Origin of the sequence: Cupriavidus pauculus, assembly GCF_008693385.1 — a bacterium.
Taxonomy (GTDB): domain Bacteria; phylum Pseudomonadota; class Gammaproteobacteria; order Burkholderiales; family Burkholderiaceae; genus Cupriavidus; species Cupriavidus pauculus_D.
Map to the genome: position 1 here is coordinate 1914882 of NZ_CP044065.1, position 17373 is coordinate 1932254.

A 17373-nucleotide genomic window follows, 5' to 3' on the forward strand; every position below is an offset into this window, starting at 1 on the left:
CCGCTCCAAGGAACCCCGCATGTTCGGCATCACCGGAGGCCTGGTCCTGCTGGCCGCAGTGCTCCACGCAAGCTGGAACGCCCTCCTCCACGGCAATCGGGACCGCGCGTTATCCATGACGTGGATGAGCATCGCGATCGCGGCCGTCGCCACGGCCGTCATTCCGCAGGTTCCGCTCCCTTCCGCCGCGGCATGGCCGTATATCGTCGCGTCGGGGCTCGTGCATAACGCGTACAACCTCGCGCTGATCCAGTCATACAAGCGCGGCGATCTCGGGCAGGCCTATCCGATCGCCCGTGGCACATCGCCGTTGCTCGTGGCGCTGGGCGCCGCGCTATTCGCGGGCGAGCGCCTCGACCCGCTGCATGCGTTCGGGGTGTTGCTGGTCTCGGCCGGCATCGTCGCCCTGGCGCTGCAACGCAGCCATACCACGCGCGCCGGCATCGCCATCGCACTGGTCACGGGTGCGACCATCGCGCTCTATACGGTGATCGACGGCATCGGCGTGCGGCATACCGACGGACAGCCCATCGCCTATACCGCGTGGATGTTCGTGTTCTACTGGGCAATGCCGGCCTGGTTCATCGCCACACGCGGCATCCGCGCGCTGTGGGCGCCCGTCCGCGCCAACCCCGCATCGATCGGCGCCTCGATCGGCGGCGGCCTGCTGTCCATCGCCGCGTACGGCATCGTGATCTGGGCACTGCAGTCGGACGCGATGAGCGGCGTGTCCGCGCTGCGCGAGACGAGCGTCGTCTTCGCCGTGCTGATCGGACGCGTGGCCCTCAAGGAAACCGTGAGCGCCATGCGGTGGGTGGCGTGCAGCGTGGTGACCGTGGGCGCCATATGCCTGGGGGTCTGAACCCACCGTTGCACCGCGCGCCGCCATCCCGCAATATCCCTTTATAACGTGGAGAACAAACGCATGACCACCCCATCCGAATCCCCCCTGATCCTGGTCACCGGCGGCAGCCGGGGCGTCGGCGCGGCCACGGCCAGACTGGCGGCCGCAAAGGGCTACGACGTCGCCATCAGCTACGTCTCGAACGCATCGGCCGCAGACGCGGTCGTCGCCGATATCAAGGCGATCGGCCGCCGCGCGCTGGCCATCCGCGCCGACAGCGCCGACCCGAAACAGGTGGAAGGCATGTTCGACGCCATCGACCAGAAATTCGGACGCATCGATGTGCTCGTGAACAACGCGGCCATGCTGTCGCTGCAGTCGCGGCTCGAAGACCTGAGCTACGAACGCATGCAACGGATCTTCGCGGTCAACACGATCGGCCCGATCCTCTGCGCCCAGCAGGCCATCCGGCGCATGTCCCACCGCCACAACGGCAAGGGCGGCTCCATCGTCAACGTGTCGTCGGCGGCAGCGAGGCTAGGCAGCCCCAACGAATACATCGACTACGCGGCGTCGAAAGGCGCGCTGGAAACGTTCACCACGGGACTGGCCAAGGAACTCGCCCGCGAAGGCATCCGCGTGAACTGCGTCCGTCCCGGCCATATCTATACCGAGATGCACGCCAGCGGCGGCGAACCGGGCCGCGTGGACCGCGTCAAGGACTCGATCCCGATGGGCCGCGGCGGCCAGCCCGAAGAAGTCGCACGCGCGATCCTGTGGCTGGCGAGCGATGAGGCTTCGTTCGTGACGGGGACGTTCCTCGATGCGACAGGGGGGAAATGATCGGGGGAAACGAGCGGCGCGCGCGGCCGGTCAGGCCGCCGGCTTTTTCGCCGACGCGAGACGATTGCCCTTCCCCCGCGTGGCCAGCCAGCAAAGAATCGACCCCGCCACGACCATTGCCGCGCCCTTCCAGAATGCCAGCGACAAGGGTGCGCGCAGCAACATGGCCGCAAGCGCGGCAGACAGCACCGGGATGAAATACGATGCACCCGCCAGCACGGTCACGTTGCCATGCAGGATGCCAACGTTCCACGCGGCATAGCCAAACCCCATGGCGCAGGCCGCGAGCGCAAGGTAGACGACACCCGCGACATCGAACGCCATGGTCTCCCCGCCCGTGAACAGATACTTGCCCCACAGCACGAGCGCGGTCAGGATAAAGAACAGCGTGACACCGTTCTTCCCCTCCGCCATCCGCGCGGTCACGGCGCAATACCCGGCCCAGATCATCGCGCCAGCAAACGCCAGCCCATAACTCAGCGGGTTGTCCCGAACATTGGCCGTCATGCTCGCGACATCGAGCCCGACATCCCCGCCGAGCACGGAACAGACACCCAGTATCGCGACGAGAACGCCGGGCACGATGAGCCAGTTGGCCCGCTGCCCATTGAACACAATCGCCGCCAGCATGGTGAACGTCGGCCAGAGGTAATTGACCATCCCCACCTCGATGGCCTGCCGGCCGGTATTGGCATAGCCAATCGACAGCGACAGGCAGACCTCGTACGAGACGAAAAGAAGACTGCCCCAGACGCGATACGCGCGCGGCAATGCGTTCAGCCTCACGGGGCCGACCGAGAACCACAACAACACGGATGCGACCGTATAGATCAGCGCCGCCCCACCCGTCGCGCCGAAATGATCGCTGACGCCACGGATCAGACCGACGATCGAACTCCAGAGAACGACGGCGAGGAGGCCGACGAGGGTGGCCTGTTTCGGGGTGGGTGGGACTGCCATAACGTCACCGGCTTGAACGGAAGGGCGAACATTCTACTGGACGCCGCCGGCGGCCTCGTGTCACACCTTCGATGCGTCCCAGGCCGACAGGATCCGCGTGATCGCGGCATCGAGCGTCGCGTGCCGGGCGCCATCGCGCGCCAGCGTGGAAACGCCGAGCAGGAATCCGTCGAACACGGCCGCCAACGCCCTGGGGTCGGTATCCGGATACAGTTCACCGTCGTCGATCCCGCGCTGCACGCACGCCACGAAGCCCGCCCTGGTCCGCGCCCGTGAGCGCGTCAGCGGCTCGACCAGCGCCGCGTGTTCTTCGGACGGTGCGCTCATGGTGCCCAGGGCGACCATGCACCCCTTGGGATGTCCACGCTCGCACTGCATCCGTACGGACTGGCGCAGCGCGGTCTCGATGGCATCGCGCGGCGCGAGTTCCGTGTCCCACAGGCATTCCGTCACCTGCGCATAGGTAGAGAGGTATCGCTCCATGCATTCCTGGAACAACGACTCCTTGGAGCCAAACGCGGCATAGAAGCTTGGCGCCGAGATGCCATCGCCTATACCGGCCTTCAGCTGGCTCAGCGAGGTCGATTCATAGCCATGTTTCCAGAAGATATGCAGCGCTTGTTCCACCGCCTTGTCGCGGTCGAACGTTCGAGGGCGTCCCATGACGGCCATGACGAACTCCAGAAGACTGTCCTGACTAACATACTAAACGATACAAAAGTTGTTGACCATCCCTTTCCGCGCTAGTAATGTACCGATCATTACATATGTTGGACGACCTCCGTGACCACGCTTACCTCGACAGGCATCAACACCGGCGGCGAGCGCCTGCCGCTGGGCGCGCTTCTCGCACTCGCAATGACCGGTTTCCTCTGCATCATCACCGAGACCCTGCCGGCCGGGCTCCTGCCCCAGATCGCGGCGGGGCTCGGTATCTCGACGTCGCTGGCCGGCCAGACGGTCACGGCCTATGCGCTGGGCTCGCTGCTCGCGGCCATTCCGCTGACCATCGCCACGCGTGGCTGGCCCCGGCGGCACGTGCTGTTGCTGACCGTCGCCGGTTTTCTCGTCTTCAATTCGATTACCGCCGTGTCGTCGAACTACTGGCTGACCCTCGCGGCACGCTTCCTTGCCGGTGTGGCGGCGGGGCTCGCGTGGAGCCTTCTTGCCGGCTATGCACGCCGGATGGTGCCGCCGCATCAGCAGGGCAAGGCACTCGCCGTGGCAATGGTCGGCACGCCAGTCGCGCTGTCTCTGGGTGTTCCGGTCGGGACATGGCTCGGTACCGTGCTCAACTGGCGCATTGCATTCGCGATGATGTCGGGCCTGACACTGGTGCTGATGGTCTGGATCCTCGCCAAGGTGCCGAACTACCCCGGACAAGCCGGCCACGAGCGCCTGCCCCTGCTCCGGGTGTTCACCACGCCCGGCGTTCGCCCCGTGCTGGCGGTGGTCATCGCGTGGATGCTGGCCCATAACCTCCTCTACACCTATGTGGCCCCATTCGTTGCGCAGGCGGGTCTGGCCGGGCGCGTCGACGCGGTACTGCTGATCTTCGGCGCGGCCGCGCTCGTCGCCATCGGCTTCGCGGGCCGCCTCGTCGATCGCCACTTGCGCGCGGCGGTGCTGGTCAGCCTGCTGACCTTCGCCGTGGTATCGCTGCTGTTTATCTGGTTCGCGCGCGCACCGGCGGCCGTGTATGCGGGCACCGCGGTATGGGGGCTGACCTTCGGCGGCGCGGCGACGCTGTTGCAGACCGCGCTGGCGGACACGGCCGGCGACGGCGCCGACGTCGCCCTGTCGATGAATGTCGTGGCCTGGAACGGCGCCATCGCGGGCGGTGGCCTTCTCGGAGGCGTGCTGCTGAATATGTGGGGGGTGTCGTCGTTTCCGCCCGTGCTCGTGCTATTGCTGGCCATCGGATTTGCCATTGCATGGTCGGCGCGCGCGCATGGCTTCAGACCGGGGGCGCGCCATGGATGACGACGCCGGTTTCCACGCGCATATATCGCATCAGGCACCTTCATGGAAAGTGTTTGACTGATCGAACAGTCAGCATTTAGACTGATCAGACCTTCAACGCAAAGGACGAGAAATGGAAAATCAAACACCGAGGCGCGCGCAGGATCCGGTCATTCGCCGCATCGTTACCGGCCATGACGCCAACGGCCGCGCGATCGTTCTCGAAGATCGCGCCGCGCCTTCCATCCGGCACAACCCCGCCCATCATGGGCATGTCTCGGTGGAAATGTGGAAGACGGAAGGCGCACCGGTCGCGGTAACGGCCGAGGAAGCCGATCCGACGACGGGCCCCAAGCAGATCCACCCGCCGGAACGCGGCACGGTGTTTCGGATTTCGGAGATTCCTCCCGAAACCGAGGAAATGCGAAACATGGGTCCAGAACAGGTCGCGGAAGTCTTCAAGGCCTTCGGCAACGACACCATTTCCACGTTCGGAAAAGCGCAGCGGCATCCGTTCATGCACCGCACCGAGTCCGTGGACTATGCGGTGGTCCTGGAGGGCGAGGTCTATCTGGTTCTCGACGATAGCGAAGTGCTGGTTTCCGCTGGCGACGTGGTCATCCAGCGCGGGACGAACCATGCATGGAGCAATCGCTCGGGCAAGCCCGTGCGCATGCTCTACGTCCTGATCGACGGCAAGTTCGACGACGCGCTCAGGACGAAGTTCTGAGCCGCGCGCGACGCGCCTAGCTTCCCTGCGTCGATGTCGCGAAATAATGCGCGTGCCGCCTGATCAGGTTGGCCATATGGTCGGCGATCGGCAGCAGTGGCGTGCTGCTGCGCCTGACCAGGCTGATGCTGTAGCTCGGCAGCGGCTCGACGAGCCTCAGGGCCTGCAGGGAGTCGGACGACCCCGGCTGCTCGATCATGATGCGCGGCAGCGCGCAGAGCATATCGCTCTGCACGAGCAGCGTGTTGAGCGTCCACGTCATGTCGCACTGGAGCAGGCGCGTCGGCCGCGGTAATCCGCGCTGCCGGAACGCTTCAAGAATCGCCGACCCGGGACCCTTGCCCACGGGTCCCGTCAGCACCCATACGGCGCCGGCGAGCTCGGCCAGCGATCGCGCCTGACCGAGCGGATGGCCGCGACGGCATACGACGACCAGGTCGTTATAGAAAAGGTGCTCGACGTCCAGCGTGGATTCCCGTTCCTCCGGGACGGCCACGATGGCCATGTCGAGACTGCCCTGATGCAGCGGGCCGATATGGTCGAAGTAGGACCCCCCGAACATGTTGACGTTCACGGCCGGATACCGCCGCTGGAAGTCCTTCAGCACACCGGGCATCAGCGCGACGCCGGCCGACGGGCCGACACCCATCGAGAGCGCCCCCTCCAGCTTGCCGTGCCGCTGCGCGATGTCCTCGGCAGCCTTGTTGGCCTGCGAGTCAATCAGCCGGGCGTGCGCGAGCAATGCCTCGCCGGCCTCGGTGAGCACGACGCCGCGCGACCGGCGCTCGATCAGCACCACATGCAGCCCCTCCTCCAGCGAGCGAATGTTCTTCGCCAGCGCTGGCGCCGTCACGCCGCGGCTCCGGGCCGCGCCTCTGAGGCTTCCCATATCCGCCACGGAAATAAAGTCGCGTAGTTGCTGCAGTGTCATCGCATCGAGCCGGAAGACTGATTACCCTGGGTATACGAAGTGTGCTCAGAGTACACCAACGGCTTTCTTGCCGTTGGTAAATTTCCAGTCATGGCCCCGTTGCCACAAAAAAGAAACAGCCCTTCAGGCTGAGACGAGGAGACAGACATGGAACGCATCAGGAAGGCCCTCGCGGCCGCGATATTCGCTATGGCGTCGATGCTCGCCGCCACGTCCGCACCGGCCGCGGAGTACCCGGCCAGGGCGGTCACCGTCTACGTCGGATTCGCGGCGGGCGGCCCGACCGACGCCGTCGCGAGGCTGCTTGCGGAAGGGTTGACCAGAAAGTTCGGCCAGCCGTTCGTGATCGACAACCGCCCCGGTGCCAGCGGCGAGCTCGCCGCCAACCTGCTGAAGAAAGCCGCCCCCGACGGCTACACGCTGATGGTGGGTGCCAACGGCACGCTCGCCATCCTCCCCGCGGTGAAGAAGGGACTCGGTTACAACCCCCTTGTCGATTTCACTTCCATCGCGCCGGTTGCCCGGTTTCCGTATTACCTCGTCGTCTCCCGCGACTCCACGCTGACCTCGTATCAGGATCTGGTCCAGGCGGGACGCACGCCGGGCAAGGGCCTGACCTTCGGCTCCGCGGGACCCGGATCGGCCAACCATCTGGCGGGCGAATGGTTCTCGAAAAAGGCCGGCATCCACGCCACGCATGTTGCGTACAAGGGCGACGCCGCGGCGCTGAGCGACCTGATCGCCAACCGCATCGACTTCGCGTTTCTCGCCGGCTCGCTGGTCCTCGCGCAGGCCCAGTCGAAGAACCTCAGGATCCTGGGGTCGTCCGCATCGTCGGCCGATGTGGGCCGGCCAGGCATCCCCGTGCTGGGCAGCGCGTCCCTGCCCGGATTCTCGGCCGAACCCTGGAATGGGTTGCTCGGCCCCGCCGGCCTGCCGCGCGACATCGTCGGCAAGCTCAATGCCGCGGTCAACGACATCATGGGGAGCGAGCGCGTGGCCACCCGCCTCAGGGAAATGGATCAGTACCCGTTCCCCGGTTCCCCCGGCAGTTTTGCCGATCACATCCGCGTGCAGACGCAACGCACCGCGGACATCGTCCGAACGTCGGGCCTCACGTTCGAGTAATCAGGAGCATTCACATGAAAGCAGGATTCATCGGCCTTGGCCGAATGGGATTCGCATTGGCAACGCATCTGCGACGCAACGACGTGAACGTCGCCGTGTTCGATCTCCATCCGGACCCCGTGGAAAAACTTGCCGCGCTGGGCGCGCGCGCCGGCACCAGTGTCCGGGACGTGGCCGAACAGGCGGATGTCGTCTTCACGATGCTGCCCGGACCGCGGCAATCGCGCGACGTCGTGCTCGGCGCCGATGGCGTGCTGGCCCATATGCGCCCCGGTGCGCTGTTCGTCGAGCTCAGCACGATCGATATCGATACCGTTGACGACATCGCCCGCGCCGCCAACGAAAAGGGCATCCGGTTTGCCGACGCCCCGGTCGGCCGGCTCGCGACGAACGCCGATCGCGGAGAGTCGCTGTTCATGGTCGGCGCCAGCGATGCCGACTTCGAAGCCGTGCGGTCCATTCTGCTCAGGATGGGCACCACGGTCCAGCACTGCGGCAATCCGGGCGCCGGCACGCGGATGAAGCTCATCAACAACCTCATGGTGCTGTGCTACTGCCAGCTCAATTCCGAGGCGCTGGTCCTCGCCAGTTCGCTGGGCATGGACGTGAAGAAGACCTTCGATGTGCTGACGGGCACCACGGCCTCGAATGGCCAGCTCAAGGAGAAGTGGCCCATCAAGGTACTCAAGGGCGACCTCACGCCCGGCTTCGACATTGCCCTCGGATTCAAGGACCTGACGCTCGCCTGCCAGGCCGCGCAATCCAGCGGCGTCTCGCTGCCCGTCGGCAACCTCGTGCGGAGCATGTTCCAGCTGGCACGCAACGCCGGCTACGACGGCAACGACACATCGTCGATGACGGAGTTCTGGGCGAATGCCAACGGCATCGCCGCCCCCCGCTGCTAGTCGGCACCGCGACTCTGGTGTCCCACTTTGTAAAGGCCTGACAATTGAACTACGCACAATTCATCGCCGGCCAGTTCCGGCAAGGCGCCTCCGGCAAGTACATCCACATCTTCAACCCGGCCAATGGCCAGCCGCTGGGCGAATACGCCTGCGCGTCCGAAGCGGACGTCGAGCAGGCCATCTCCGCGGCTGCGGATGCCTTCCGCAGCTGGCGGGTCAGGTCGCCGCTGGAGCGCTCTTCCCTCTTGCGCCGCGTTGCCGAGCTGATGAAAGAACGCGAGGAAGCATTCGCGCGGCAGATCTCGCTGGAACTCGGCAAGCCCATCGCGGAGTCCCGCAAGGAAGTCGCCACGGCATGGGAGATGTTCGAATGGTCGGCGGAGGAAGCCCGCCGGCTCTACGGGCGCGTCATTCCCGCGCGCACCCGTGGCACCACGCAGACCATGCTGCTGGAACCCATGGGTCCCGTCGCGGCGTTCGCGGGGTGGAACGCGCCGGCCATCACCCCCGCGCGCAAGATCAGCGGCGCGCTCGCCGCCGGCTGCACCGTCGTGCTGAAGCCATCGGAGGAGACGGCCGGCGTAGCGCTGCTCCTGGCGCAGGCGATCCAGGACGCCGGCATTCCCGACGGCGTCGTGAACATGGTGTTTGGCGACGCCGCGGAGATTGCCGGGCAACTGTGCGGCTCGCCGAAGATCGCCATGCTCACCTTCACCGGGGCGACCGCGGTCGGCAAGACGCTGGGCGCCAAGGCGGCCAGCACGCTGAAACGGGCAACGCTGGAACTGGGCGGCCATGCGCCCGTCATCGTCACGGCCGACGTCGATGTCGATCGCGTCGTCAAGGCTGCGGTGGCCACGAAGTTCAGGAACTCGGGCCAGTTCTGCGTATGCCCGACGCGGTTCCTGATCGACGAACGGATCTTCGCGCGGTTCTCGGCGCAGTTCGCCAGCGCTGCCCAGGCGTGGCGCGTCGGCGACCCGTTCGATCCGGCCACGCAGATGGGCCCGTTGAAAAACCAGCGCCGTCTCGACGCCGTCGAACGGCTCGTCGACGATGCGCGCGGCCGCGGGCTCGAGATCGCGGCAGGCGGGCAACGCATCGACGCACCGGGCTTCTACTATCGCCCGACCGTGATCCTCCAGCCTGGCGCGGACAGCGACGTTTCCAATATCGAGCCGTTCGGCCCGATTGCGCTGCTGAGCGCCTTCACGGACCTGGACGCGGCGATCGCCGAAGCCAACCGGCTGCCTTTCGGCCTCGCTGCCTACGGCTTCACGAACCATCTGGGTACCGCGGACCGCCTCGCGCACGAGATCGAAGCCGGCGCGGTGTGCATCAACGAGTGGCAGGCTTCGCTGCCAGAGACGCCTTTCGGCGGCTACAAGGATAGCGGACTGGGATCCGAGGGCGGCATCGAGGGACTTCGCGAGTTCCTGCGCGTCAAGTGCGTTCGCCAGAGCGCAGGCACCTGACACGTCGGGCATCCGAGCAGGCATGGAGACAAACAACATGAATACCCTAAGCAATGTCGCGACGGTCCCGGAGACCGTCCGGACGCCGGCGTCCATCCGCAAGGTCGTCTGGGCGGGTGCCATCGGCACGTTGATCGAGTACTACGACTACACCGTCTACGCGTTTCTCGCCACGACCCTCGCCACCCTGTTCTTTCCGGACATGGGGGAACTGGCGCTGCTCTACACGTTCGCCGTGTTCGGCGTCGCATTCGTCGTTCGCCCCCTGGGCGGCATCGTGCTGGGCGCGCTGGCCGACCGCTATGGCCGCAAACCGGCGCTGCTCGTGTCCGTCGTGATGATGGTCGCCGCGACCGCCCTGATCGGCCTGCTTCCCGGTTATGCCAGCGCGGGGCTCGTCGCGCCGGTGCTGCTTTGCCTTCTGCGATGCGTGCAGGGCTTTGCCGCGGGCGGCGAGATGGGCGGCGCGGTGGCATACGTGGCCGAAGTCGCGCCGGCCCCGCGGCGCGCGGCCCTCACGAGCGCGACGCAGATCGGTTGCCTGGCGGGCACCATGGGCGGCGCGATCGCCGTGGCGCTGCTCAACGCCGCCCTGACCCCCGAAGACCTGCATGCCTGGGGATGGCGCATCCCGTTCCTCGTCTCCGCGCCCATGGGCGTGATTGCGCTGTTCATCCGCCACCGGATGGAAGAGACGCCCGACTTCATGCGCATGGAGAACCAGAGCAAGCTCGAGAAGGTGCCGACGCTCGCGCTGCTGCGCGACTATCCGAAAGGCGTGCTGGCCATCGCCTGTATCGGATGCTGCGCGATGGCGGGCTACTACATCCCCTTTACCTACTTCGTCACGTATTTCCAGAAGCAGCAGATCATGTCGGCCCAGATGGCGGGCTGGTCCGCGACCCTGTCGATGATCGTCGCGGCAATCGCGATCTATCCGTTCGGCGTGCTCTCCGACCGCATCGGGCGCAGGCCGATGCTGATCGGCGCGAACCTCTGCTTCATCGCGTTCAGCTATCCGCTGTTCATGGCGATGCAGACATCGCTGTCCTGGGCGATCTTCGCGCAGATCGCGCTCGGACTGTTCGAAGCCGCCTATCTGTCCACGAACTACACGCTGTACTGCGAGCTGCTTCCGACCAAGGTCCGTACGAGCGGCATCAACCTCGGCATCAGCGTTGCCGCCATCGTCGCGGGCGGTTCCGCGCCGTACCTGGCCACATGGCTGATCGCGACGACGGGCTCGACCACGTCACCCGCGTGGATACTGATCGGTGCGGCGCTCATCTCCTGCGCCGTCGTCCTCGGCATCGGGGAAACGGCCGGAAAGGCCTTGCGGACGGAGTAAGACCATGACGCTGCGATCGCAAACCCCTGCCGCGGAGGATCCGCCCGTCCTGCACCCTCCCCGGCTGCCCCACGCCTGGTACACGACGGCGCCTGAAGCGCCGATCGACCCGGAGCGCCCCATCATCGACGCGCACTTTCATTTTTCCGATCACTGGGCCGGCTATCGGCTGGAGGACCAGTTGCGCGACGCGGCGGCCGGCCATCGCATCGACGCGACGATTTTCATGCAGGTCGGCTGGAAATACCGGACCCGTGGCCCCGAGCATCTTCGGCCCGTAGGCGAAACGGAAGCCGTCGCGGCACTGGCGGAACAGGCCACATCGCGCCGCACGCCGACGCGGATTGCCGCGGGCATCGTCGGCTATGCGGACCTGTGCCTCGGCGATGCCGTGACCGAAGTGCTGGACGCGCACGAAGCGGCCGCCCGAGGCCGATTCCGGGGCATCCGGTGCGCCGCGGCACGGCATCCGTCGTTCCGCTTCGGCGTGTTGCCGCGGCCTCCGGCCGGACTGTACGCCCTGCCCGGCTTCCGGGCAGGATTGCGCCGGCTGTCCGCGCGAAACCTCGTTTTCGATGCCTGGATCTACCACACCCAGCTGCAGGAAGTCATCGACCTGGCGCGCGCGGTACCGGACGCCACCATCGTGCTGAATCACGTCGGCGGCATCCTCGGCGTCGGCGATTACGCGGGGCGGCGTGACGAGGCCTTTCGCGAGTGGATCACGCCGATCCAGACGCTGGCCGCATGCCCGAACGTGTTCGTCAAGATCGGTGGCTACGGCATTGCCACGTTCGGGTTCCAGACCGAATCGATGCCCGCGCCGCCGTCTTCGGCCACGCTCGCCGAGCTGTGGCGCCCGTCCGCGGAGGTCGTGATCGAAGCATTCGGCGCCGCCCGATGCATGTTCGAAAGCAATTTCCCCGTCGATCGATCATCGGGCCATTACGCGACGGTGTGGAACGCGTTCAAGAGAATCGCGCAGCTTGCCACGGAGGACGAGAAGGACGACCTCTTTCATGGCACGGCCGCGCGCGTGTACCGAATCGGGGCTGCCGCCTAACTGACCGAGACGGTCCCGTCATCGCCATCGTGCGCGGCATGATGGATGGCTTCGACGATTGGCTCGTACGCCGTGCATCGGCAGAGATTGCCGCTGATGGCATGGCGTATCTCGTCTCGCGTGGGAGACGGATTCCTTCTCAACAGGTCCGCGGCCACGACAAGCATGCCGCTCGTGCAGAACCCGCACTGGAACGCATTGTGGGAAATGAACGCCCGCTGCAGCGCTTCGATGGCATCGAGGCCCTCGATGGTTCGCACGTCGTTGCCGTCGATCGACGCCGCGAGCACCAGGCATGCTTTCCTGACCTCGCCATCCAGCAGCACACTGCAGGCCCCGCAGTCCCCTGTCAGGCATCCGACCCGGGTGCCCTTTGCATCGAGCCCGTCACGAATCAGTTCGACGAGCAGCAGCCGGCTATCCGCTTTTGCCGCGCGCGGCGTGCCATTCAGCACGAGGTTGATCGTCTTCGTCGTTGTCATGCGTCTACCTCTTCGATCGCGGCGCGGAGGTTGCGCCTGATTGCCGCTGGCAATACCGCGCGGCGATAGGAGGCGTCCGCGAGTTCGTCGCTCCAGCCCTCGCCCGCGCCAGCCATGGTCTCCGCGACGATGGCGTCGAGCCATGCATCGCCGTGGAGGCCCGCGCCCGGGAAGGCACGAGACACGACGACCGGGCGCGGCGTGGCCGCCCCCACGGCGAGGCGAACGCGCGCGGGCTCGCCCAGTCGCACCGCGCAGGCCACGGCCACGATGGGCCACGAGCTCGCACACGGCTTGTACTTCTGGTATCGCCAGACCTCCGGGGCCCGCGCAAGCGGAATCTCGATATGCGTCAGCAACTCGTCGGGCCGGCGCGCGGTGTGGAACGCGCCAAGGAAGTAATCGCCGGCCGCGACACTGCGCGTGCCATCCGCGGAATGCAGCAGGAAGGCGGCCTCTAGTGCGCAGAGGCATGCCGGCGCATCGGACGCCGGGTTGGCGAACGCAGCGGAACCGCCCAGCGTGCCCTGGTTCCAGATCGACGGGCCGCCGGTGACCTGTTCCGCCATCATGCGGAGCAGCGGCAGATGTTCGGCCACGACGGGCGAGGCCAGCAATTGCGCATAGCTCGTCATCGCGCCAATGCGCACATGCGTGTCCGTCAGCACGACCGTGTCCAGATGCAGGCGCGACAGGCCGACGACGTGCTTCCAGCGGACCTGATTGGCCGACATTGCCGGAACCAGCATGGTGCCGCCGCCGATGACCGTGGCCTCTCCCGCGAATTGCCGCAGCAGCCCGGCGGCCTCCTTCAGGGAGGCCGGCCGATGAAACTCGAAAACCTCGCCGATCATGCATGCCTCCCGCTCAACGCCGCGATCACTCGCGCGGGGGTAGCCGGCACATGCTCGAGCTGCGTCTCGCCGCCCAGTGCATCCGCCACCGCGTTGGAGACGGCCGCGAGCGCGCCGCCCACGCCCGATTCGCCCGCCCCTTTCATGCCGAGCGGATGAAACGGATTCGGCGTCGTAAGGTGGCCCACACGTATGGGGGGAAGGTCCGTCGCGCGCGGCAACAGATAGCTCTTGAATCGGTCGGTGATCATCCGGTGCCCGGCGTCGTACTTCAGTTCCTCGTAGAGCGCCGTGCCGATCCCCATGGCCACCGCGCCCCGCAATTGCCCCTCCACCAGCTGGGGATTGATCATCACGCCACAGTCGTGGACCACGGCGTAGTCGAGCAGGCGGGAATTTCCCAGCTCCGTATCGACCTCGATCGCCACCGCATGCACGGAATAGGAGAACGTCGGATATGTCGCGATCCTTCCCTGCGCGTCGGGTTCCACCCGGACATTGGCGGGCGCGAAGCTGCGCGTGACCTCCAGCGGCAGCTCGACATTCGCGGCCACGGTGAACGGCCGGACGTGCACACCGAGCGCAATGTCCGCGATCGACACCTTCCGGTCCGTATTGCCAAGCCATGCAAAGCCGTCCCGCAGCGCGATGTCCGCCTTGCCGCCGCCGAGCATGTTGGCGGCACACTGCGCCAGCTTGTCGCGCAGGTCGCGCGCGGCAAGCAGCGCGGCCGTTCCGCCATACATCAGTGCCCGGCTGCTCGCATTGCCGGTGCCTACCGGCGTGACATCGGTGTCGCCCTGCGTGACCATGACCTGGTCGACGCGCAGGCCCAGTTCGCCCGCCACCATCTGCGCGATGCCGGTGTCGCTGCCGCTGCCCGGCGAGGTCACGCCGGTCAGCACCTGGATATCGCCCGATGGCGTCAGCCGGACCGTCGAGGTTTCGTAACCGTTCGGGAAATTGCCGGGTCGCGCCCCGCCCTCCGGCGTCAGCTCGAACGCAATGCCGACACCGATGCGGATCGCATCGGCACGGGTCTCGCGCGCGCGGGCTCGCCATGCGTCGTAGCCGAACATCGGCAGCAGCTGTTCCAGCGCGGCGGGATAGTCGCCGCTATCGACGTTGAGCCCTGAGGGCAGCAGTCGCGGGAGCGCGTCCCTGGGCACGAGGTTGCGCCGGCGAAGCTCGACCGGATCGATGCCCGTGCGCCGCGCCATCAGGTCGATGGCGCGCTCGATGACGAGGTTGCCGATCTCCTTGCCGTACCCGCGAATCGCCTGCCATGGCGCATGATTCGTGATCGCAAGCGCGCACTCCACGTCGCAGTTGTCGATCGTGTAGACGGTCGGGAAGACGGCAGGCGTGACCAGTGCCATGGCCCAGCTGTGGCCCGCGGCCATGATGCCCACGTCGGCCAGGATGCTGTCGCGCCATCCGATCAGCCGCCCGTTCTCGTCCGCCGCGAGCGCGAAGGTGTGGTGCTGCGACCGCGCGCCCGCGAGCAGCGTTTCTCTCCGCTCTTCGACCCACGCCACCGGACGCCCGGTGAGCCTGGCGAACAGCGCGACCAGGACTTCCTCCGGATGCCCCGCCATCTTCAGCCCGAAGGTCCCGCCGATGGCCGGGGCCACGATGCGTACCTGCGTCTCTTTCACGCGCAGGGCGGCCGCAACGAGCCACCGGCTCGTATGGGGATTCTGGAAGGTGCCGGTCAGCACATAGCACTGCGCCCGCCGGTCCCACTCGCCCACGTAGCAGAGCGGTTCCATGGGCGCACTGGTGGAAGGCGCGATGGTCATCGTGCCCTTCACGACATGCGCGGCCCGGGCAAACGCGTCGTCCGCATTGCCCGCACGGATGCGGTCGCGCATGAGCAGATTGGTTTCCCAGCCCGGCTGGACGATCGGCGCGCCCTCGCGCAACGCGTCGCGGGCATTGACCGTCGGGGCATGCACCGCGTACTCGACCGCCACCTTCGCGACGGCCGCCTGCGCGGCCTGCACCGAGTCGGCGACGATCGCGGCGACGGGCTGGCCAAAATACACGGCCTGGTCCACGGCCAGGCATCGGCTTTGCAGCGGCCCGCGGGCGGCGGCCGCGGGCAACGCCATCGCCGCCGGCATGGCATCGCACAATTCGGCAGCCTGGGCGCCCGTCAGTCCCGCAACGACGCCCGGCATCCCGAGCGCCGCCGTCATGTCGATCGACACGATCGTCGCGCTGGCATGAAGACTGCGCACGATACCGAGGTGAAGCGCGCCAACCGGAATCAGGTCGGCGCTGTAGGCGATGCTCCCGGATACGAAACGATCGCCATCGAGGCGCGTGACGCTGGCGCCCGGTACGGTTTCACTCATTCGGCCCTCACCCGTTTCACGTTCACGCACAGCATCAGGACGGCGCCGCATACGAGCAGCCCCGTCATCAGATAAAGGCCACTGTTGAGCGTACCGGTCCACGTCTTGAGCCAACCCATCGCGAACGGGCTCACGAACCCGCCCAGCAAACCGATACTGTTGATGAAGGCAATGGCGCCGGCCGCGGCCGGAGACCCGGCAAGGTAATCCGACGCCATCGACCACAGCAGCGGCAGCGTCACGAAGACGGTGGTCGATGCCACGGCAAGAAGCACCAGCGTGACCGTCAGGTCGTGGGCGAAAGCGGGCAACAGCGCCAGTGCCGCGGCACCGACGATCGCGCACAGCGCGCCGTGGATGCGTCGCTCCAGCAGCCGGTCTGAGCTGCGGCAAATCAGGACCATGCCCACCGCGGCGATCCCATAGGGAATCGCGGACAGCCAGCCGATATGCACGACATCCGTCGCGCCGGCGGTTTTCAGGACGGTCGGACCCCAGAAGCTCAACGCATACGTCCCGCAGATGAACGTGAAGTAGGCAAAGCAGATCCGGTACACCTTCGCATCGGTCAGCACCTCGCGCCAGAGCCCGTGCGCGCCGGAGTGAGCGGGCTCGCCATCGGCCTTCAGCGCCGCGCGCAGTTTGTCCTTTTCGGCCGCGCCGAGCCATCGCGCGCCCTCGAAACTGTCATCGAGCGTGAACCAGACGACGAGCCCGAGCAGGACCGCCGGCGCCGCTTCGACGATATACAGCCATTGCCATCCCGCAAGGCCCGCGACATCCGCGAGGCGCGACATGGCCCACCCCGATACGGGACCGCCGATCAGGCCGGCGATCGGAAACCCGGTCATGAACAGCGCGAGGATCTGTCCGCGGCGGCTACGCGGAAACCAGTTGCTGAGGTAATAGACCACGCCGGGAAAGAATCCCGCCTCGAATACGCCAAGCAGGAATCGCAGCACGTAGAACTGCGTGGGCGTGGCGACGGTGGCCATGCAGCAACCGATGATCCCCCAGCAAATCATGATGCGCGCAATCGTCCGTCGCGCGCCGATGCGCTGCAGCAGCAGATTGCTCGGCACTTCGAAGAGAAAGTAGCCGATGAAGAAGATGCCGGCGCCGAGCCCATAGACGGCGTCGCTGAAGCCCAGTTCCTCCTGCATCTGCAGCTTCGCGAACCCGACATTGATGCGGTCGAGGTAGGCGATCACGTAGCAGACGATCAGAAGCGGTATGAGGCGTAGCGCCACCCTGGTGTACAGCGCACGCGGGGACTCCCCCGCGTGCGCGGCGTCAACGCTCAGTTTCATCATGTCCTGTCTCCGGATATAGTTAGTTGACTGATCGAACAGTCAGTAGCATAGGCAAGGCCATCCGCCATGGTCAAGCTCGCTCAGCGCAGGGGATTACCCTGAGTTTTTTGAGGTTGACTGATCAATCAGTCAGCTCCTACTATATCCGAACCGGGACGACCTTGCTGGCGTGTGC

General features: G+C 66.3%; 16 protein-coding genes and 1 pseudogene. 10 read left to right on the forward strand and 7 right to left on the reverse strand.

All coding sequences use genetic code 11. From position 1 onward, the window contains the following. Positions 1-19: 19 nt before the first annotated feature. Both FOB72_RS08765 and FOB72_RS08770 read left to right on the forward strand, forming a co-directional pair. A complete protein-coding gene (locus FOB72_RS08765) occupies positions 20-862 on the forward strand; it encodes a DMT family transporter (RefSeq protein ID WP_150372164.1) in 843 nt (280 codons plus the stop codon). Between the two features lie 63 nt (positions 863-925). After that, on the forward strand, positions 926-1687 hold the full coding sequence (locus tag FOB72_RS08770; RefSeq protein WP_150372165.1) for an SDR family oxidoreductase: 762 nt from the start codon (positions 926-928) through the stop codon (positions 1685-1687). A gap of 30 nt (positions 1688-1717) precedes the next feature. Here FOB72_RS08770 and yddG read toward each other — a convergent pair whose 3' ends face one another. Together yddG and FOB72_RS08780 are read right to left on the reverse strand one after the other, a co-directional pair. Then, positions 1718-2647 carry an aromatic amino acid DMT transporter YddG gene (gene yddG / locus FOB72_RS08775; RefSeq protein WP_150372166.1) on the reverse strand — a complete coding sequence of 310 codons (930 nt, stop codon included), beginning with the start codon at positions 2645-2647 and terminating at the stop codon, positions 1718-1720. A 60-nt stretch (positions 2648-2707) separates the two neighbouring features. After that, positions 2708-3310: a TetR/AcrR family transcriptional regulator gene (locus FOB72_RS08780; protein WP_317889521.1), complete on the reverse strand. Its 603-nt coding sequence runs from the start codon at positions 3308-3310 to the stop codon at positions 2708-2710. A gap of 120 nt (positions 3311-3430) precedes the next feature. Between FOB72_RS08780 and FOB72_RS08785 the strand changes: the two genes are divergently transcribed. Next, a complete protein-coding gene (locus FOB72_RS08785; RefSeq protein WP_411859780.1) occupies positions 3431-4630 on the forward strand; it encodes an MFS transporter in 1200 nt (399 codons plus the stop codon). A 112-nt stretch (positions 4631-4742) separates the two neighbouring features. Further along, positions 4743-5339 (forward strand): cupin domain-containing protein, encoded by a 597-nt coding sequence (locus FOB72_RS08790; protein ID WP_150372168.1) that lies wholly within the window; start codon positions 4743-4745, stop codon positions 5337-5339. Between the two features lie 16 nt (positions 5340-5355). Here FOB72_RS08790 and FOB72_RS08795 read toward each other — a convergent pair whose 3' ends face one another. Next, a complete protein-coding gene (locus FOB72_RS08795) occupies positions 5356-6270 on the reverse strand; it encodes a LysR substrate-binding domain-containing protein (protein ID WP_150372169.1) in 915 nt (304 codons plus the stop codon). A gap of 147 nt (positions 6271-6417) precedes the next feature. Here FOB72_RS08795 and FOB72_RS32465 point away from each other — a divergent pair, with 147 nt between their 5' ends. From FOB72_RS32465 to FOB72_RS08815, 6 genes and pseudogenes are all read left to right on the forward strand, one after another. Continuing rightward, positions 6418-7398, forward strand: coding sequence for a Bug family tripartite tricarboxylate transporter substrate binding protein (locus FOB72_RS32465; protein ID WP_223851277.1), 981 nt, complete (start codon positions 6418-6420; stop codon positions 7396-7398). Beyond that, positions 7383-7835 (forward strand): annotated as a pseudogene (locus tag FOB72_RS32470) (NAD(P)-dependent oxidoreductase); the annotation flags it as partial. The gene FOB72_RS32465 and the pseudogene FOB72_RS32470, both read left to right, overlap by 16 nt. 102 nt (positions 7836-7937) lie before the next feature. Continuing rightward, positions 7938-8303, forward strand: a complete 366-nt coding sequence (locus tag FOB72_RS32475) for an NAD-binding protein (protein WP_263364776.1) — start codon at positions 7938-7940, stop codon at positions 8301-8303. Positions 8304-8347: 44 nt separating this feature from the next. Beyond that, on the forward strand, positions 8348-9778 hold the full coding sequence (locus FOB72_RS08805; RefSeq protein ID WP_150372171.1) for an NAD-dependent succinate-semialdehyde dehydrogenase: 1431 nt from the start codon (positions 8348-8350) through the stop codon (positions 9776-9778). 37 nt (positions 9779-9815) lie between these two features. Continuing rightward, positions 9816-11126 (forward strand): MFS transporter, encoded by a 1311-nt coding sequence (locus FOB72_RS08810; protein WP_150372172.1) that lies wholly within the window; start codon positions 9816-9818, stop codon positions 11124-11126. A gap of 4 nt (positions 11127-11130) precedes the next feature. Further along, the gene (locus tag FOB72_RS08815; protein WP_150372173.1) at positions 11131-12189 is read left to right on the forward strand and encodes an amidohydrolase family protein; all 1059 of its coding nucleotides are present in this window, start codon (positions 11131-11133) and stop codon (positions 12187-12189) included. On the opposite strand, the gene FOB72_RS08820 is transcribed toward FOB72_RS08815, so the two are convergent. Genes FOB72_RS08820 through FOB72_RS08835 form a run of 4 tightly spaced genes read right to left on the reverse strand, consistent with a single transcriptional unit; the run spans position 12186 to position 17198 of the window. Further along, positions 12186-12671 carry a (2Fe-2S)-binding protein gene (locus FOB72_RS08820; protein WP_150372174.1) on the reverse strand — a complete coding sequence of 162 codons (486 nt, stop codon included), beginning with the start codon at positions 12669-12671 and terminating at the stop codon, positions 12186-12188. The two genes, FOB72_RS08815 and FOB72_RS08820, sit on opposite strands and share 4 nt — an antisense overlap. Further along, on the reverse strand, positions 12668-13525 hold the full coding sequence (locus FOB72_RS08825) for an FAD binding domain-containing protein (protein ID WP_150372175.1): 858 nt from the start codon (positions 13523-13525) through the stop codon (positions 12668-12670). Before FOB72_RS08825 ends, FOB72_RS08820 begins: the two co-directional genes overlap by 4 nt. After that, positions 13522-15885 carry a xanthine dehydrogenase family protein molybdopterin-binding subunit gene (locus FOB72_RS08830; protein ID WP_223851278.1) on the reverse strand — a complete coding sequence of 788 codons (2364 nt, stop codon included), beginning with the start codon at positions 15883-15885 and terminating at the stop codon, positions 13522-13524. Before FOB72_RS08830 ends, FOB72_RS08825 begins: the two co-directional genes overlap by 4 nt. Beyond that, positions 15882-17198: an MFS transporter gene (locus FOB72_RS08835; protein ID WP_150372177.1), complete on the reverse strand. Its 1317-nt coding sequence runs from the start codon at positions 17196-17198 to the stop codon at positions 15882-15884. The genes FOB72_RS08830 and FOB72_RS08835 overlap by 4 nt, the downstream gene beginning before the upstream one ends. Between the last annotated feature and the right edge of the window lie 175 nt (positions 17199-17373).

Bases quoted from the DNA above. Each gene is read 5' to 3' on its own strand.
- FOB72_RS08770 (WP_150372165.1), top strand. From the start codon at position 926: ATGACCACCCCATCCGAATCCCCCCTGATCCTGGTCACCGGCGGCAGC.
- FOB72_RS32475 (WP_263364776.1), top strand. From the start codon at position 7,938: ATGGTGCTGTGCTACTGCCAGCTCAATTCCGAGGCGCTGGTCCTCGCC.
- FOB72_RS08795 (WP_150372169.1), bottom strand. From the start codon at position 6,270: ATGACACTGCAGCAACTACGCGACTTTATTTCCGTGGCGGATATGGGA.
- FOB72_RS32465 (WP_223851277.1), top strand. From the start codon at position 6,418: ATGGAACGCATCAGGAAGGCCCTCGCGGCCGCGATATTCGCTATGGCG.
- FOB72_RS08765 (WP_150372164.1), top strand. From the start codon at position 20: ATGTTCGGCATCACCGGAGGCCTGGTCCTGCTGGCCGCAGTGCTCCAC.
- FOB72_RS08830 (WP_223851278.1), bottom strand. From the start codon at position 15,885: ATGAGTGAAACCGTACCGGGCGCCAGCGTCACGCGCCTCGATGGCGAT.
- yddG (WP_150372166.1), bottom strand. From the start codon at position 2,647: ATGGCAGTCCCACCCACCCCGAAACAGGCCACCCTCGTCGGCCTCCTC.
- FOB72_RS08820 (WP_150372174.1), bottom strand. From the start codon at position 12,671: ATGACAACGACGAAGACGATCAACCTCGTGCTGAATGGCACGCCGCGC.
- FOB72_RS08810 (WP_150372172.1), top strand. From the start codon at position 9,816: ATGAATACCCTAAGCAATGTCGCGACGGTCCCGGAGACCGTCCGGACG.
- FOB72_RS08790 (WP_150372168.1), top strand. From the start codon at position 4,743: ATGGAAAATCAAACACCGAGGCGCGCGCAGGATCCGGTCATTCGCCGC.
- FOB72_RS08780 (WP_317889521.1), bottom strand. From the start codon at position 3,310: ATGGGACGCCCTCGAACGTTCGACCGCGACAAGGCGGTGGAACAAGCG.
- FOB72_RS08835 (WP_150372177.1), bottom strand. From the start codon at position 17,198: ATGATGAAACTGAGCGTTGACGCCGCGCACGCGGGGGAGTCCCCGCGT.
- FOB72_RS08825 (WP_150372175.1), bottom strand. From the start codon at position 13,525: ATGATCGGCGAGGTTTTCGAGTTTCATCGGCCGGCCTCCCTGAAGGAG.
- FOB72_RS08815 (WP_150372173.1), top strand. From the start codon at position 11,131: ATGACGCTGCGATCGCAAACCCCTGCCGCGGAGGATCCGCCCGTCCTG.